Below are 14,677 nucleotides of genomic sequence, written 5' to 3'. Positions count from 1 at the left end.
GGGAAGGGGCACGATCAAGGTCCGGGTGGCTGAGGGGTCGCGAGGCTGCGGCCGGGTCGATCGGCCGCGTTTTCCGCCCTCATATCAGCCGATCATCGGCAGCGCGACCGCCCCGCCGCGCGCGTCACGCGCGCCGCGACATTGTTGCCGCACCCATCGCGGTCGGCGCCGACTGGCGGGCCCGCGAGGCGGCAAGGGTCTGGCGCAGCTCGGTTTCCATCTTCTGCAGGTCCAGCTCGGCGGCCGAGCGGCGGGCCTTGCCCTCGTCGGCGATGCGCAGCGAGTCCTCGATGGTGCCGATCAGCTCGGCATTGGCGGTGCGGACGGATTCGATATCGAAGACGCCGCGTTCCATTTCGGTGCGGATCCGGACGTTGGCCTCGCGCAGGTTCTTGGCGTTCGCGGTCAGCAGGTCGTTGGTCAGGTCGGTCGCCTGCTTGACCGCTCCGGCCGCCTGGGCGCCGCGCTGGATTGTCACGGCCTGGGCCAGCTGGGTTTCCCACAGCGGCACGGTGTTCACGAGGGTCGAGGAAATCTTGGTCACCAGCGACTTGTCGTTTTCCTGCACCAGCCGGATCGAGGGCAGCGACTGCATCGTCACCTGCCGGGTCAGCTTCAGGTCGTGGACGCGGCGTTCCAGGTCGTCGCGCATGGCGCGGAGGTCGCGCAGCTCCTGCGCCTCCATCACGTTGCCGTCGGTGGCCGAGCCCTGCACCTCGCGTTCCTTGGCGGGGATGACGGTCTGGTCGAGTTCGCGCAGCTTTTCCTCGCCCGCAGCGATATACAGCGCGAGTTCGTCATAGAAATCCAGCGTGCGTTCATAAAGCACGTCCAGCGACTTGATGTCCTTGAGCAGCGTGTGCTGGTGCAGTTCGAGGTCGTTGGTGATCTTGTCGATCTGGCCCTGCACCTGTTCGTAATTGGCGACGAACTTGGCGAAGGGCGCGGCGCGGCCCAGCAGCCGTTCCCACCACGACCGTTCGCGGCGCACGTCCAGCTCGCTGACCGAAAAGCCGCGGATCGTGGACACGATGTCACGCAGGCTGTCGCCGGCCGGGCCCACGTCCTTGTTCTTGACGTCGGCCAGCATCGACTGGCTGATCTCCTGCAGCCCGGCCTGGGCGCGGGACCCGAAATGGACGATCGAGGTGGTGTCCCTGAGGTCGATTTCGTCCATCCGGCGGCGGATTTCCTCGGCCACCGGGGCGGGGGCCTGGGCCAGCGGCACGACCTCGGCCGCGGGTTCGGGCAGCACGACAGCGGTCACCGCCTCGAGTCCGGGCAGCGCAGCCTCGGCGCGGGCTTGGGTCTGGTTGCTCATGAGGCGGGTCCTTTGTCGTGAGGGGCGCGGGTCGTGACGGGCGGTGCTTGCGGGCGGCGCGGCACGCGGGCGCGGCGCACCCGCCTGGCCGCGCAATCAACATGTTGAGGGCGCGAAAGTTCCTGTCGGCGCGGCCTGCGTTGCGCGGGTCGGGGTGCGCGTGTATTCAGCCCGAGTTGGACAGGCGGGAAGGAATTACCAATGCGCAGGGTCGTCGTCACCGGACTGGGGATGGTCACGCCGCTGGCGTGCGGGGTTGAGGAAACCTGGACCCGCCTGCTGGCCGGCCAGTCGGGCGCGGGTCCGATCACCCGGTTCGATCCCAGGGACGTGGTGACGAAATACGCCTGCGAGATCCCGATGGGGGACGGCAGCGACGGCAGCTTCAACCCCGACGACTGGATGGAGCCGAAGGACCGCCGGAAGGTGGACGACTTCATCCTGTACGGCATGGCGGCGGCGGATCAGGCGGTCCGCGACAGCGGTTGGCAGCCCGAGACCGACGAGGACCGCGAGCGCACCGGCGTGATGATCGGCAGCGGCATCGGCGGGCTGACCTCGATCGCCGAGACGGCGGTGCTGATCAAGGAGCGTGGGCCCAAGCGGGTGTCGCCGTTCTTCATCCCCGGCGCGCTGATCAACCTGGCCAGCGGGCAGGTGTCGATCCGCTATGGCTTCAAGGGGCCGAACCATGCGGTGGTGACGGCCTGTTCGACGGGCGCCCATGCCATCGGCGACGCGGCGCGGCTGATCGCGCTGGGCGACGCGGACGTGATGGTCGCCGGCGGGACCGAGTCGCCGATCTCGGAAATCGGCATTGCCGGGTTCAACGCCTGCAAGGCGCTGTCCACCAAGCGTGACAACGACCCCGCCGCGGCGAGCCGCCCGTGGGACGCTGACCGCGACGGCTTCGTGATGGGAGAGGGCGCGGGGGTCGTGGTGCTGGAGGAGCTGGAGCACGCCAAGGCGCGAGGGGCGAAGATTTACGCTGAGGTTCTGGGCTATGGGCTGTCCGGGGACGCCTATCACATCACCGCGCCGTCCGAGGATGGCGATGGCGGGTTCCGGTCGATGAGCGCCGCGCTGAAGCGCGCCGGGCTGACCCCGGCCGATATCGACTATATCAACGCCCACGGCACCAGCACCATGGCCGACGTGATCGAGCTGGGTGCGGTCGAGCGCCTGCTGGGCGACGCTGCAAAGAACGTCACCATGTCGTCGACGAAATCCTCGATCGGGCATCTGCTGGGCGCGGCGGGGGCGGTCGAGGCGATCTTCTGCATCCTCGCCATCCGCGACCAGATCGCGCCGCCGACGATCAACCTGGACGATCCGGTGCAGGAGACTGCGGTCGATCTGGCCGCCAACGCCGCCGTGCGGCGCAGGATCGACGTGGCGCTGTCGAACAGCTTCGGCTTTGGCGGCACCAATGCGAGCCTGGTGATCGGGAAGGTGCGCGACTGATGTGGAAGGCCATCGCCTCGAACGCGCTGACGCTGCTGGTCGTGATCCTGGTCGCAGTGGCGGTCGCCGTCGCCTGGGGGCGCAACCAGTATGTCGCGCCCGGTCCCAGCGCGATGGCGCAATGCGTCGAGATCCCGCAGGGCGCCAAGCTGGACGAGGTCAGCCTGCAGCTGCAGGCGCAGGGGGTGATCACCTCGCCCTATATCATGCGCACCGGCGCCGATTACGCCGGCAAGGCGGGGCAGCTGAAATACGGCAGCTACCTGGTGCCGCCCAAGGCCAGCATGAAGGAGGTGGTGGACACCATCACCGCCGGCGGGCCGTCCACCTGCGGGACCGAGGTGGTGTTCCGGGTCGGCGTGCGCGAGAACGCCGTCGTGCTGCGCGACCTGAACGCCCAGACCGGCCGTTACGAGGACCGCATCCGCTATAACCCCGCGACCGAGGAGCCGCCCGAGGCGATCGTGCAGGCCGAGGCCAAGCCCGGCGCCCGGCTGCGGGTCGCCGTCGCCGAGGGCACGACCGTGTGGCAGGTGGTCGAGGCGCTGAAGCAAGCGGATTTCCTGGACGGGCAGACCGGGCCGCTGCCGAGCGAGGGCACGCTGGCGCCCGACACCTATGAGGTGGCCAAGGGCGGCAGCCGGCGCGAGCTGATCGACCGGATGCGCGCCGCGCAGGACGCCACCCTCACCGCGGCGTGGGACGCGCGGCCCTTTGGCCTGCCCTATCAGACGCCCGAGGAGGCGCTGACCATGGCCTCGATCGTGGAGAAGGAGACCGGCATCCCCGAGGAGCGGCGCAGGGTGGCGGCGGTCTTCGTCAACCGCCTGCGCGAGGGGATGCGGCTGCAGACCGACCCGACGGTGATCTATGGCGTCACCAATGGCCGCGAGGTGCTGGACCGCGGCCTGCGCCGGTCGGAACTGGACCGGAAGACGCCCTACAACACCTATCAGATCGACGGGCTGCCGCCGGGGCCGATCGCCAATCCGGGCAAGGCTGCGATCGAGGCGGCGCTGAACCCCGACGACAGCGCCTATCTGTATTTCGTGGCCGACGGGTCGGGCGGGCACGCCTTTGCGCGGACGCTGGCCGAGCACGAGGCCAACGTCGCCCGCTGGCGCGAGATCGAGCGGGCGCAGGGGGCGGAGACGGAAACACCGGTGCAGACCGACTGAGGTCGGCGCGGGCGTCGCGGCCGGAGCCTCCGGCGGGGATATTTGGGCAAAGAAGAATCGGTTTGGCCCCGGGGAGGAGCCGATTCAGGGCGGCTGTCGGGGCGGATTCCGAGCTGTGTTGCGGGTGGGGCGCTGGGGTGTTGCGTCCAACAATGCCCTGAATTTGCTGGAGAAATATATGCGGTTGCCGGGGTCGACCGGCGTTGCGGATTGACTTTGCGAACGGTCCCGGATACACATTCGACATGCTGGGAGAGGTGGGCAAGCGGCCGGGGCGATGAGCCCGCGGGCCGCTTTTTCGTTTCTCGCTCGTGCGGACAGGCACCGAGGGGCAGGGCATCACTACATGGACATGAGTTTCGATCCAGGGGCCGATCCGCCCCGGGGACCGTTTGTCGCCGTGGGGGACGGGGACGGATTTCTGAGCGCTCAGGAAGCGATCGACGTCGCGGGCACGATCTTCCGCGAGGTCGCCGAAGAGCTGCACAAGCTGCGGGCGGGCATCCGCAGCGGCAACACGGACGACGCAGAAAAGACGGGGAAACTGGTGCGCGACCTGCGGGTCGCGGCCAGCCTCGTGCTGGAGGAAAGGAATCGCGTTGACAAGCTTCGCAAGGACATTGCCGGCGGTGTCGGGGCCGGCCAGCTCGATCTCGACGCCGCACGCGACGAGATCGGGCGCAGGCTGGCTTGCCTCCGCCGAGCCCGGGGAGATTGACGAGTTCATCGGCGGCCTGTCGGACAACGCCCTGGCCAGCCTGCCGTGGCTGTTCGAGTTCTGGGCGCTGCCCCACCAGCTGCCCCCCGCGGGCGACTGGAAGTCGTGGATCATCATGGGCGGACGCGGCGCGGGCAAGACCCGGGCCGGGTCCGAATGGGTGCGCGCGCAGGTCGAGGGGACGACGCCGGAGGCGCCGGGCCGGGCGCGGCGCGTGGCGCTGGTGGCCGAGACCTTCGACCAGGGGCGCGACGTGATGGTGATGGGGGACAGCGGCATCCTCGCCTGCTCTCCCCCCGACCGTCGGCCGGTGTGGGAGGCGACGCGCCGGCGGCTGGTCTGGCCGAACGGCGCCACCGCCACGGTCTATTCGGCGCATGAGCCGGAGGCGCTGCGGGGCCCCCAGTTCGACGCGGCCTGGGTCGATGAGCTGGCCAAGTGGAAAAAGGCCGAGGAGACCTGGGACATGCTGCAGTTCGCGCTGCGGCTGGGCCAGAACCCGCAGCAGGTGGTGACGACGACGCCGCGCAACGTGGGCGTGCTGAAGGCGATCCTGCGCAACGCCTCGACGGTGGTGACGCACGCGCCGACGGACGCGAACCGGGCCTATCTGGCCGAGAGCTTCCTGGCCGAGGTCGAGGCGCGCTATGCGGGTACCCGGCTGGGCCGGCAGGAGCTGGAGGGCGTGCTGCTGGACGACGTCGAGGGCGCGCTGTGGACTACGGCGATGCTGGAGGCGGCCCGGGTGGATCGGGCGCCGCAGCTGGACCGGATCGTGGTTGCGGTGGACCCGGCGGTGACCGGGGGCGCGGCCAGCGACGAATGCGGGATCGTGGTGGCCGGGGTCGTCTGCGACGGCGCGCCGCAGGAGTGGCGGGCTTATGTGCTGGAGGACGCCTCGGTCCGGGGCGGCCCGACCGAGTGGGCGCGCGCCGCCATCGCCGCGATGGAGCGCCACGGCGCCGAGCGGCTGGTGGCCGAGGTCAACCAGGGCGGCGACCTGGTGGAAAGCGTGATCCGGCAGGTCGATCCGCTGGTGCCGTTCCGCGCCCTGCGCGCCGGGCGGGGCAAGGGACTGCGGGCCGAGCCGGTGGCGGCGCTGTACGAGCAGGGGCGCGTGAAGCATCTGCGGTCCGGCGCGCTGGGCGAGCTGGAGGACCAGCTGTGCCGGATGACGGTGCGGGGCTTCGAGGGGAGGGGCTCTCCGGACCGGCTGGATGCGCTGGTCTGGGCGGTCCACGAGCTGATGATCGAACCGGCCGCGCATTACCGCCGCCCGCAGGTGCGGGGGCTGTAGGGACGGGAGGGCCGCGCCGGGTGGCGCGGTCGGGAGTTTGGATTTTTGGGCACGAAAGCCCGGCAGGGCCGTCCGCTGGGCGGCCCTTTCGCTTTCGGCGAACAGGAGGGCACGCATGGCGATGCGGTGGTTCGGGCGGCGCGGTCCGCAGGAAGAGAAGGCGGCGCCCGGAATAGCGCCGATCGAGGCGAAGCTGGCGCCCGTTCCCGTGGCGGGGGCGGCCGAGTGGAAGGCCAGCGCGGCGGGCAAGCTGACCGGGCTGCCGCAGGGCGCCGTCAGCCGCGCCGTCTGGGGGCACCGCGACACCGGGACGCTGACCCGGGGCGGGTTCATGGGCAACCCGGTGGGCTTTCGCGCCGTCAAGCTGATCGCCGAGGCCGCCGCCGCGGTGCCGGTCGTCTGCCAGGACGCGCAGCGCCGCTATGAGGTGCATCCGGTGCTGGACCTGATGCGCCGGCCCAACCCCGGCCAGGGCCGGGCCGAGCTGTTCGAGGCGCTGTTCGGGCAGATCCTGCTGAGCGGCAACGGCTATGTGGAGGCGGTCGCGGGCGACTCGCCGGGCCTGCCGGTCGAGCTGCACGTTCTGCGGTCGGACCGGATGAGCGTCGTGCCCGGCGCGGATGGCTGGCCGGTCGCCTATGAATATGCGGTCGGCGGGCGCAAGCACCGTTTCGACATGACCGGCAGTCCCGATCCGATCTGCCACATCAAGAGCTTTCACCCGCAGGACGACCATTACGGCCTGTCGCCGATGCAGGCGGCCGCGACCGCGATCGACGTCCACAACAGCGCCAGCCAGTGGTCGCGGGCCCTGCTGGACAACGCGGCGCGGCCCTCGGGGGCGATCGTCTACAAGGGGGCGGACGGGCAGGGGGTGCTGAGCCCCGACCAGTATGACCGACTGCTGAGCGAGATGGAGACGCATCACCAGGGCGCCCGCAACGCGGGCCGGCCGATGCTGCTGGAAGGCGGGCTGGACTGGAAGCCGATGGGGTTCTCGCCCTCGGACATGGAGTTCCACGAGACCAAGCTCGCCGCAGCGCGCGAGGTGGCGATGGCGTTCGGCGTGCCGCCGATGCTGATCGGGATCCCCGGCGACGCGACCTATGCCAACTATGCCGAGGCGAACCGGGCCTTTTACCGGCTGACGGTGCTGCCGCTGGCGACGCGAGTGGCGGCGAGCCTTGGCTGGTGGCTGTCCGAGCATCTGGGCGCCGAGATCGACCTGAAGCCGGACCTGGACCAGATCCCGGCGCTGGCGGCGGAACGGGACCAGCACTGGGCTCGGGTTGGGGCGGCGACGTTCCTGACCGATGCGGAAAAGCGGGCGGCGCTGGGGCTGCCTCCGGTGGTGGGTTCGTGACGATGGAGGGGTCGAAATTCATCGAGCGCCCCGGCATCTGGCACGAGCAGAAGCTGGAGGCGCAGGAGCGGATCATGGCGCTGCAGTTCGGCCAGGTGGACCGGCGGCTGGAGCGGATCGAGTCGCTGATCGAGGGGCTGGAGCGGCGGCTGTGGATGACGGTGTACGGCGTGGTCGCCGTGATCCTGACCCAGGCCGTGCAGTCGATTTTGCAGTTTGCGCCGAAGGGGGGCTGAGGGATGCGGATGGACGATCTGGGGCTGGAGCTGAAATTCGCCGGCGGCGCGCCGGTGCTGACCGACGAGGCCGGCACCGCGGTGATCGAGGGCTATGCGAGCCTGTTCGGGCTCGCCGACCAGGGCGGCGACATCGTGGCGACCGGCGCCTATTCCGCCAGCCTCAAGCGGCTGGCCGAGAAGGGCGACAAGGTGCGGATGCTGTGGCAGCACGATCCGGGCCAGCCGATCGGCATCTGGGACGAGGTGCGCGAGGACGCCAAGGGCCTGTGGGTCCGGGGCCGGCTGCTGTCCGAGGTGGCGCAGGCGCGCGAGGCCGCGGCGCTGATCGCGGCGGGGGCCATCGACGGGCTGTCGATCGGCTATCGCACCGTCCGCGCCGACCGCGACGCGCAGGGCCGGCGGGTGCTGACCGAGGTCGAGCTGTGGGAGGTGTCGCTGGTGACCTTCCCGATGCTGCGCGAGGCCAAGGTGGGCCGCAAGTCCGAGGACCTGGGCGAGGACGACCTGGCTGAGGCGCTGCGCGCCGCGACCGAGGCGCTGCGCAGCTGACCCGGTGCAGGTGACCAGATGAGGCGGGGCGGCGGGAGAGCGGGGCAGGCGTCCCGGTCCCGCCGCCCGGCCCGATGAGCACGTGGCCGCGGCGGACGCCCCGGCCCGACGCGAGTGCGGCCGGGGCTGGCGCCCGGGGCCGGACGGCAGGTGGCGCCCCTCGGGTGGCCGCCATTTCTTACGAGGAGAGACGGGAATGACCGAGAGGACAGCCCTGGAGGCTGGGGCCTCTGGCGGCGGCACGCCTGCCGGAGTGAAGGGCGCGATGGTCGAGTTCGTGAACGAGCTCAAGACCTTCCGCGCGGACATCGAACAGAAACTGCAAGCACAGGACAAACGCATGACCATGCTGGACCGCAAGACCGCCTTCCGTGGCCGCTCGCCGCTTTCCCACGCCGCCGAGGCCGAAGTGCCCCACCAGAAGGCCTTTGCCGCCTATCTGCGCCGCGGTGACGAGACCGGGATGCAGGGCCTGGCCATCGAGGAAAAGGCAATGGCCTCGGGCACCGACGCCGGCTATCTGGCCGCGCCGACGATTTCGGAAGGCGTGCAGGCGGTGCTGCGCACCACCGGGTCGCTGCGGGCGCTGGCCAATGTCGTGCAGGTCGAATCCTCGACCTATGAAGTGCTGATGGACAAGTCGGACGTCGGCAGCGGCTGGGCGACCGAGACCAACGCGCAGGTCGAGACCGACAGCCCGCAGGTCGAGAAGATCTCGATCCCGCTGCACGAGCTGGCGGCGATGCCCAAGGCCACCCAGCGTCTGCTGGACGACGCCTCGTTCGACCTGGAAGGCTGGCTGGCCGAGCGCATCGCCGAGAAGTTCGCCCGCGCCGAGGCCAACGCGTTCATCACGGGCAATGGGCAGGACAAGCCTCGCGGAATCATGTCGGTTGCGACGGCCCCCAACGCGACCGCGACCGAGGCCCAGATCGGCACCATCAACACCGGCGCCGCCGGCGATTTCTCGGCCACCGCGCCGGCCAACGCGCTGATCGACCTGGTCTATGCGCTGGGCGCGCCCTACCGGGCCAACGCGACCTTCCTGATGAACAGCCGCGTGGCCGGCATGGTCCGCAAACTGCGCGACGGCGACGGCCGCTATCTGTGGAGCGACAGCCTGGCCGCGGGCGAGCCGGCCCGCCTGCTGGGCTATCCGGTGATGATCTCGGAAGACATGCCGGCGCCGGCCGGCGGGTCCAAGTCGATCGCCTTCGGTGATTTCCGCCAGGCCTACACCATCGCCGAGCGTCCCGACCTGCGCATCCTGCGCGACCCCTATTCGGCCAAGCCGCATGTGCTGTTCTACGCTACCAAGCGTGTCGGCGGCGGCGTCGTAGATCCGCGCGCCATCAAGATGCTGAACTTCGCAGTCTGATGCGCCGGAGGGGTCGCGGCGCAGTTCGGCCAGACCGGCTGAGCCAACTGTCCGCGCGCGCTGTGGTCGATCACCACGCGCCGCGGCCCCGCTTTTCATTTCAATGCGGCCGCGGAGGAACGGGAGGTTTCAGGAATGTTGCTCGTCGAGGAAACGGCGCCGGATCAGGGCGCGCTGCCCGTCGCCGCGCTGAAAAGCCAGCTGCGGCTGGGGTCGGGCTTTGATCCGGTCGAGGATGCGACCGAGCATGCCGCGCTGGCGGGGTTCCTGCGCGCCGCCATCGCCACGGTCGAGGCGCGCACCGGCAAGGTTCTGCTGACCCGCGTGTTCCGGCTGCGGCTGGAGGACTGGCGCGACCCGGCGGCGCAGCCGCTGCCGCTGGCGCCCGCGTTGGCGGTCGAGTCGGTCGAGATGACCGACCGCACCGGCGCGGTCACGGCCGTTCCGGCCGATCAGTGGCGGCTGATCCCGGACAATCAGCGGCCGATCCTGGCTCCGGTCGGGGCGGTGTTGCCGACGGTGCCGATGGGCGGGTCGGTGACGGTGCGCTTTACGGCGGGCTTCGGGACCAGCTGGGGCAGCGTCCCGGCCGATCTGGCGCAAGCGGTGCTGATGCTGGCGGCGCGGTATTACGAGGACCGCGGTTTCGACAGCGGCCAGCAGCTGGCGCTGCCGCACGGGGTCGGCGCGCTGATCGAGCGGTGGCGCGCGGTGCGCACGCTGGCCGGTCGCGGGGGCCGGGCATGAACGCGCCGCGGCTGACCATCCCGCTGGTGCTGGAAAGCCCCGAGCGGGTTCCCGATGACATGGGCGGCTATCGCATGGCCTGGCGGCCGAAGGGCGTCCTGTATGCCCGGATGCGGGCCGGATCTGGGGCCGAGCGCCAGGCCGAGGTCGGTTCGGAAAGCGTCGTCACCTGGCGCATCACGGTGCGGGGGGCGCGAGACGCAGACCCCCGCCGGCCGCGCCCGGAACAGCGATTCCGGATGGGCGCGCGGGTGTTCCGCATCGAGGCGGTGGCCGAGGCCGACCCGTCCGGGCTGTGGCTGGACTGCATTGCCAAGGAAGAGAGGTTGTCATGAGTTTCGAGGCTTCCGCGGCGCTGCAGGCCGCGATCTATCAGGCGTTGCGGACCGATCCGGCGCTGACCGGGCTGGTCGGCGACGCGGTCTATGACGCGATGCCCGCCACCCCTCCGACCGGGACCTATGTGGCGATCGGGCCCGAGGACGTCTCGGACGCGGGGGACATGACCGGGCGGGGCGCGCGGCATGACTTCATCGTGTCGGTGCTGTCGGGGTCCGAGGACACCGGCGGGTTCGGCCCGGTCAAGGATGCCGCCGCGGCGGTGATGGAGGCGCTGGAGGACGGCGCGCTCATTCTGGAGCACGGCCACCTGGCCGGTTTGTGGTTCGTCGGCGCGCGGGCGCGGCGATCGGATGGTGGCGCCGGTCGCCGCGTGGACCTGACCTTCCGCGCGCGCATCGACCTGGGCCTGAAAGCTGCATGAGGAGGGCCACGCAATGGCTGTACAGAACGGACGCGATCTGCTGATCAAGATGGACATGACCGGGACCGGCACTTTCGAGACGGTGGCCGGGCTGCGCGCGACGCGGCTGGGGTTCAACGCCGAGACCATCGACGTGACCTCGACCGGCAGCGCCGGCGGCTGGCGCGAGCTGCTTGGCGGCGCGGGGGTGCGGTCGGCCTCGATTTCCGGGTCCGGCGTGTTCCGCGACGAGGCCACCGATGAGCGCGCGCGGCAGGTGTTCTTCGACGGCGAGGTGCCGCGCTGCCAGGTGGTGATCCCGGGTTTCGGCACCGTCGAGGGGCCGTTCCAGATCACCGGCCTGGAATATGCCGGCAGCTATAACGGCGAGGCGACCTACGAGATCTCGCTCGCCTCGGCCGGGGCACTGCAATTCGTGGCGGCGATCTGATGGTGAACCCGCATCGCGGCGAGGTCGCCGTCACCCTGGACGGCCAGCCGCATGCGGCGCGGCTGACGCTGGGCGCACTGGCCGGACTGGAGGCCGATCTGGGCTGCGACAGCCTGATCGGGGTGATCGAGCGGTTCGAGAGCGGTCGCTTTGCCACCCGCGACGTGCTGGCGGTGCTGGTCGCCGGCCTGCGCGGCGGCGGCTGGCAGGGCAGCTCGGCCGATCTGATGACGGTCGAGATCGAGGGTGGCCCGGTCGCCGCCGCCCGCGCGGCGGCCGAGTTGCTCGCGCGGGCCTTTCATGGCGCGGGCTGAGGCGGTCGGGGCGGCGGGTGCGGCGGCGTCCGCGCCGGGCGGGGAGGCCCGGCGCGGGACGGAGGAGGCCGCGCCCGCCCTGGGGCTCGATTGGCCGGGGCTGATGCGTGCCGGCATCCGCGGGCTGGGGCTGAAGCCGGCGGAGTTCTGGGATCTGACGCCGGCCGAGCTGGCGCTGATGCTGGGCATCGAGTTCGGCGCGGGGGCGATGACCCGGTCGAGGCTGGGCGACCTGATGGCGCGGTTTCCCGACGCGGGAGGCACCGCGGGCTGAGCCCCGCGCGACAGCAATTCTGAAGGAGACAGGCGATGGCGGACAGGGACGGTTTTGGAAGCGCCTCGGGGCGCGACGGGTTCGAGCGGCTGGGCGAGAAGCTGGATCAGTCGGGGCGGATCACGGCCACGTTCGAGGCGGAGTTGAGCCGTCTGGCGCAGGTTATGAGCCAGACCGGGCGCGAGGTGACGACGCTGAGTTCCGGCTTTGGTGGCGGGCTGCGCAAGGCGTTCGAGGGCGTGGTGTTCGACGGCATGAAGCTGTCGGACGCCCTGAAGGGCATTGCCCGCAACATGGCCGACACGGTGTTCGCCGTCGCCATGAAGCCGGTGCAGCAGGCCGTTTCGGGCGCCCTGGCGCAGGGGATCAGCGGGTTCGTGTCCGGCGCCATGCCGTTTGCGAATGGCGGCGCCTTTACCCAGGGGCGGGTGATGCCGTTCGCGCGGGGCGGCGTGGTCAGCCAGCCCACCTATTTCCCGATGCGGGGGGCCACCGGACTGATGGGCGAGGCGGGACCCGAGGCGGTCATGCCACTGCGCCGCGGCGCCGACGGGCGGCTGGGAGTCGCCGCGGCCGGTGGCGGCGGGCGGCCGGTGAACGTGACCTTCAACGTCTCGACCCCCGACGTCGCCGGCTTCCGCCGCAGTCAGAGCCAGATCGCGGCCAGCCTGGGCCGCGCGTTGTCGCGTGGCGAAAGGAACGCATGATGGCATTTCACGAGATCCAGTTCCCGCCGAAGCTGTCCTTCGGGTCGGTCGGTGGCCCTGAGCGGCGCACCGAGATCGTCACGCTGACCAACGGCTTCGAGGAGCGCAACAGCCCCTGGGCCCATTCCCGGCGGCGCTATGACGCGGGCGTCGGGCTGCGCAGCCTGGACGACATGGCCGCGCTGATCGCGTTCTTCGAGGCGCGGGCGGGGCAGTTGCACGGGTTTCGCTGGAAGGACTGGGCCGATTACAGCTCGGCCCCGCCCAGCCGTCCGGTCACGCCGGGCGACCAGGTGATCGGCCGCGGTGACGGCACCACTGTCGCGTTCCGGCTGAGCAAGCTGTACCGGTCGGGCAGCCAGAGCTATCGCCGGCCGATCCTCAAGCCGGTGCCGGGCACGGTCAAGGTCTCGGTCGGCGACGTCGAGCAGTTCGAGACGATCGACTTCTCGGTCGACTATGAGACCGGGACGGTGACGCTGAACGTTGCGCCGATGACCGACGCGCCGATCACCGCAGGGTTCGAGTTCGACGTGCCGGTGCGCTTTGACACCGACCGGATCGCGGTGTCGGTCGCCTCGTTCCAGGCCGGCGAGGTGCCGCAGGTCCCGATCGTCGAGGTGCGGCAATGAGCGGCGCCGTGACGGAACCGCGCGTCGAGACGACGACGGATGCGCGCGTCGAGACGACGACCATCGCACGCTGCTGGGCGGTGACGCGGGCGGACGGCCTGGTGCTGGGGTTCACCGACCATGACGCGGTGCTCGACTTTGACGGCATCGCGTTCCGGCCCGATGCCGGGATGACGGCGCAGGCGCTGGTGCAGGGGCTGGGCCTTTCGGTCGACAACACCGAGGCGCAGGGCGCCTTGTCCGACGACGCCATCACCGCCGACGACCTGGCGGCCGGGCGCTGGGACGGGGCCGAGGTGAGGCTGTGGGAGGTCGACTGGACCCGGCCCGCCGACCGCCGGCTGACCTTCCGCGGCGCGCTGGGCGAGATCACCCACGCGCATGGCGGCTATCGCGCCGAGTTGCGGGGCCTTGCCGAGGCGCTGAACCAGCCGCAGGGGCGGGTCTATCACGCGCGCTGCTCGGCGCTGCTGGGCGACGGGCAGTGCCGGTTCGACACCGGCCGCGAGGGGTTTTCGGCCGAAGGCGTCATCGCCTCGGTCGCCGAAGGCGGGGCGCGGCTTGAGCTGCGCGGCGTGCCGGCCCATGAGGCGGGCTGGTTCGCGCAGGGCCGGATCGAGTTCCTGGACGGCGCGGCCTCGGGCCTGACCGGCTGGGCCAAGATCGACGCGATGCCGCGGGTCGGGGTCCGGGCGGTCGAGCTGTGGACCTCGCCGGGGGCGGCGCCGGCGGTGGGCGACCGGGTGCGGCTGGTCGCCGGCTGCGACAAGCGGGCCGAGACGTGCCGCATGAAGTTCCTCAATTTCCTCAATTTCCGGGGATTTCCGCATCTGCCGCCCGAGGACTGGCTGATCGCGCCGCAAGCCAATGGCGGCGGGCGATGAGCGCGCGGGTGGTCGATATCGCCCGGGCCTGGATCGGGACTCCGTATGTCCACCAGGGGTCGGCGCGAGGGGCGGGCACGGACTGTCTTGGCCTGATCCGCGGCGTGTGGCGGCAGCTGTATGGCTCTGAGCCCGAGGTCGCCCCGGCCTATACGCCCGACTGGGGCGAGATCGGCGGCGACGAGCTGCTGATGCAGGCGGCGCTGCGCAACCTGATCCCGGTCAAGCCGGGGGGGGGCGCGACGCCGGGCGAGGTGCTGCTGTTCCGGATGCGCGACGGGGCCGTGGCCAAGCATCTGGGCATCCGGGCCGGCGTGGGCGAGGCGGCGAGCTTTGTGCACGCCTATGACCGTCACGGGGTGGTGGAAAGCCCCTTGTCCGCGCCGTGGCAGGCGCGGACAAGGGGCTTTCCACCACCC

19 protein-coding genes are annotated in these 14,677 nt (G+C 70.8%); 18 read left to right on the top strand and 1 reads right to left on the bottom strand.

The window, feature by feature from the left end:
• Positions 1-124: 124 nt before the first annotated feature.
• A complete protein-coding gene (locus IC63_RS14425) occupies positions 125-1,321 on the bottom strand; it encodes a toxic anion resistance protein (protein WP_036721561.1) in 1,197 nt (398 codons plus the stop codon).
• A 201-nt stretch (positions 1,322-1,522) separates the two neighbouring features.
• Here IC63_RS14425 and fabF point away from each other — a divergent pair, with 201 nt between their 5' ends.
• The 18 genes from fabF to IC63_RS14335 form a co-directional block, all read left to right on the top strand.
• Positions 1,523-2,785 (top strand): beta-ketoacyl-ACP synthase II, encoded by a 1,263-nt coding sequence (gene fabF, locus IC63_RS14420; RefSeq protein ID WP_036721560.1) that lies wholly within the window; start codon positions 1,523-1,525, stop codon positions 2,783-2,785.
• Positions 2,785-3,963 (top strand): endolytic transglycosylase MltG, encoded by a 1,179-nt coding sequence (gene mltG / locus IC63_RS14415; RefSeq protein WP_036721557.1) that lies wholly within the window; start codon positions 2,785-2,787, stop codon positions 3,961-3,963. Before fabF ends, mltG begins: the two co-directional genes overlap by 1 nt.
• Before the next feature lie 346 nt (positions 3,964-4,309).
• Entirely contained in the window at positions 4,310-4,681 is a 372-nt protein-coding gene (locus IC63_RS14410; RefSeq protein ID WP_036721578.1) for a hypothetical protein, read from the top strand.
• Positions 4,677-5,978: a DNA-packaging protein gene (locus IC63_RS14405; protein WP_036721576.1), complete on the top strand. Its 1,302-nt coding sequence runs from the start codon at positions 4,677-4,679 to the stop codon at positions 5,976-5,978. The genes IC63_RS14410 and IC63_RS14405 overlap by 5 nt, the downstream gene beginning before the upstream one ends.
• 115 nt (positions 5,979-6,093) lie before the next feature.
• Complete coding sequence (locus IC63_RS14400; protein WP_232222627.1) at positions 6,094-7,341, top strand: phage portal protein; 1,248 nt, start codon at positions 6,094-6,096, stop codon at positions 7,339-7,341.
• Between the two features lie 2 nt (positions 7,342-7,343).
• Positions 7,344-7,577, top strand: a complete 234-nt coding sequence (locus IC63_RS14395; RefSeq protein WP_036721555.1) for a GTA head formation protein, RCAP_rcc01685 family — start codon at positions 7,344-7,346, stop codon at positions 7,575-7,577.
• A 3-nt stretch (positions 7,578-7,580) separates the two neighbouring features.
• Positions 7,581-8,129, top strand: coding sequence for an HK97 family phage prohead protease (locus IC63_RS14390; RefSeq protein ID WP_408633583.1), 549 nt, complete (start codon positions 7,581-7,583; stop codon positions 8,127-8,129).
• Positions 8,130-8,325: 196 nt separating this feature from the next.
• Complete coding sequence (locus IC63_RS14385) at positions 8,326-9,507, top strand: phage major capsid protein (protein ID WP_036721553.1); 1,182 nt, start codon at positions 8,326-8,328, stop codon at positions 9,505-9,507.
• Positions 9,508-9,642: 135 nt separating this feature from the next.
• Positions 9,643-10,254 carry a head-tail connector protein gene (locus IC63_RS14380; protein WP_036721551.1) on the top strand — a complete coding sequence of 204 codons (612 nt, stop codon included), beginning with the start codon at positions 9,643-9,645 and terminating at the stop codon, positions 10,252-10,254.
• Positions 10,251-10,589: a head-tail adaptor protein gene (locus tag IC63_RS14375; protein ID WP_036721548.1), complete on the top strand. Its 339-nt coding sequence runs from the start codon at positions 10,251-10,253 to the stop codon at positions 10,587-10,589. Before IC63_RS14380 ends, IC63_RS14375 begins: the two co-directional genes overlap by 4 nt.
• On the top strand, positions 10,586-11,017 hold the full coding sequence (locus IC63_RS14370; protein WP_036721546.1) for a DUF3168 domain-containing protein: 432 nt from the start codon (positions 10,586-10,588) through the stop codon (positions 11,015-11,017). The genes IC63_RS14375 and IC63_RS14370 overlap by 4 nt, the downstream gene beginning before the upstream one ends.
• 13 nt (positions 11,018-11,030) lie before the next feature.
• A complete protein-coding gene (locus IC63_RS14365) occupies positions 11,031-11,447 on the top strand; it encodes a phage major tail protein, TP901-1 family (RefSeq protein WP_036721545.1) in 417 nt (138 codons plus the stop codon).
• Positions 11,447-11,761 carry a gene transfer agent family protein gene (locus IC63_RS14360; RefSeq protein ID WP_036721544.1) on the top strand — a complete coding sequence of 105 codons (315 nt, stop codon included), beginning with the start codon at positions 11,447-11,449 and terminating at the stop codon, positions 11,759-11,761. The genes IC63_RS14365 and IC63_RS14360 overlap by 1 nt, the downstream gene beginning before the upstream one ends.
• A gap of 79 nt (positions 11,762-11,840) precedes the next feature.
• Positions 11,841-12,035, top strand: coding sequence for a rcc01693 family protein (locus IC63_RS18950; protein ID WP_036721567.1), 195 nt, complete (start codon positions 11,841-11,843; stop codon positions 12,033-12,035).
• Between the two features lie 35 nt (positions 12,036-12,070).
• Positions 12,071-12,742, top strand: a complete 672-nt coding sequence (locus IC63_RS14350; protein WP_036721543.1) for a phage tail tape measure protein — start codon at positions 12,071-12,073, stop codon at positions 12,740-12,742.
• A complete protein-coding gene (locus IC63_RS14345) occupies positions 12,742-13,374 on the top strand; it encodes a DUF2460 domain-containing protein (RefSeq protein ID WP_036721565.1) in 633 nt (210 codons plus the stop codon). Before IC63_RS14350 ends, IC63_RS14345 begins: the two co-directional genes overlap by 1 nt.
• Before the next feature lie 8 nt (positions 13,375-13,382).
• Complete coding sequence (locus IC63_RS14340; protein ID WP_232222626.1) at positions 13,383-14,258, top strand: DUF2163 domain-containing protein; 876 nt, start codon at positions 13,383-13,385, stop codon at positions 14,256-14,258.
• Positions 14,255-14,677: NlpC/P60 family protein (locus IC63_RS14335; protein ID WP_036721541.1), on the top strand; the 423-nt coding region annotated here is incomplete at its 3' end. The genes IC63_RS14340 and IC63_RS14335, both read left to right, overlap by 4 nt.

It is taken from the genome of Paracoccus sphaerophysae (assembly GCF_000763805.1).
GTDB lineage: Bacteria > Pseudomonadota > Alphaproteobacteria > Rhodobacterales > Rhodobacteraceae > Paracoccus > Paracoccus sphaerophysae.
The sequence above is the reverse complement of the archived record's forward strand: the minus strand, read 5'-3'. Positions and strand labels throughout refer to the sequence as shown.

Excerpts from the sequence above, each read along its gene's own strand:
- IC63_RS14410 (WP_036721578.1), top strand. The coding sequence starts at position 4,310 with ATGGACATGAGTTTCGATCCAGGGGCCGATCCGCCCCGGGGACCGTTT.
- IC63_RS14375 (WP_036721548.1), top strand. The coding sequence starts at position 10,251 with ATGAACGCGCCGCGGCTGACCATCCCGCTGGTGCTGGAAAGCCCCGAG.
- IC63_RS14395 (WP_036721555.1), top strand. The coding sequence starts at position 7,344 with ATGGAGGGGTCGAAATTCATCGAGCGCCCCGGCATCTGGCACGAGCAG.
- fabF (WP_036721560.1), top strand. The coding sequence starts at position 1,523 with ATGCGCAGGGTCGTCGTCACCGGACTGGGGATGGTCACGCCGCTGGCG.
- IC63_RS14365 (WP_036721545.1), top strand. The coding sequence starts at position 11,031 with ATGGCTGTACAGAACGGACGCGATCTGCTGATCAAGATGGACATGACC.
- IC63_RS14425 (WP_036721561.1), bottom strand. The coding sequence starts at position 1,321 with ATGAGCAACCAGACCCAAGCCCGCGCCGAGGCTGCGCTGCCCGGACTC.
- IC63_RS14360 (WP_036721544.1), top strand. The coding sequence starts at position 11,447 with ATGGTGAACCCGCATCGCGGCGAGGTCGCCGTCACCCTGGACGGCCAG.
- IC63_RS14400 (WP_232222627.1), top strand. The coding sequence starts at position 6,094 with ATGGCGATGCGGTGGTTCGGGCGGCGCGGTCCGCAGGAAGAGAAGGCG.
- IC63_RS14350 (WP_036721543.1), top strand. The coding sequence starts at position 12,071 with ATGGCGGACAGGGACGGTTTTGGAAGCGCCTCGGGGCGCGACGGGTTC.
- IC63_RS14380 (WP_036721551.1), top strand. The coding sequence starts at position 9,643 with ATGTTGCTCGTCGAGGAAACGGCGCCGGATCAGGGCGCGCTGCCCGTC.
- IC63_RS14385 (WP_036721553.1), top strand. The coding sequence starts at position 8,326 with ATGACCGAGAGGACAGCCCTGGAGGCTGGGGCCTCTGGCGGCGGCACG.
- mltG (WP_036721557.1), top strand. The coding sequence starts at position 2,785 with ATGTGGAAGGCCATCGCCTCGAACGCGCTGACGCTGCTGGTCGTGATC.
- IC63_RS14370 (WP_036721546.1), top strand. The coding sequence starts at position 10,586 with ATGAGTTTCGAGGCTTCCGCGGCGCTGCAGGCCGCGATCTATCAGGCG.
- IC63_RS14390 (WP_408633583.1), top strand. The coding sequence starts at position 7,581 with ATGCGGATGGACGATCTGGGGCTGGAGCTGAAATTCGCCGGCGGCGCG.
- IC63_RS14345 (WP_036721565.1), top strand. The coding sequence starts at position 12,742 with ATGGCATTTCACGAGATCCAGTTCCCGCCGAAGCTGTCCTTCGGGTCG.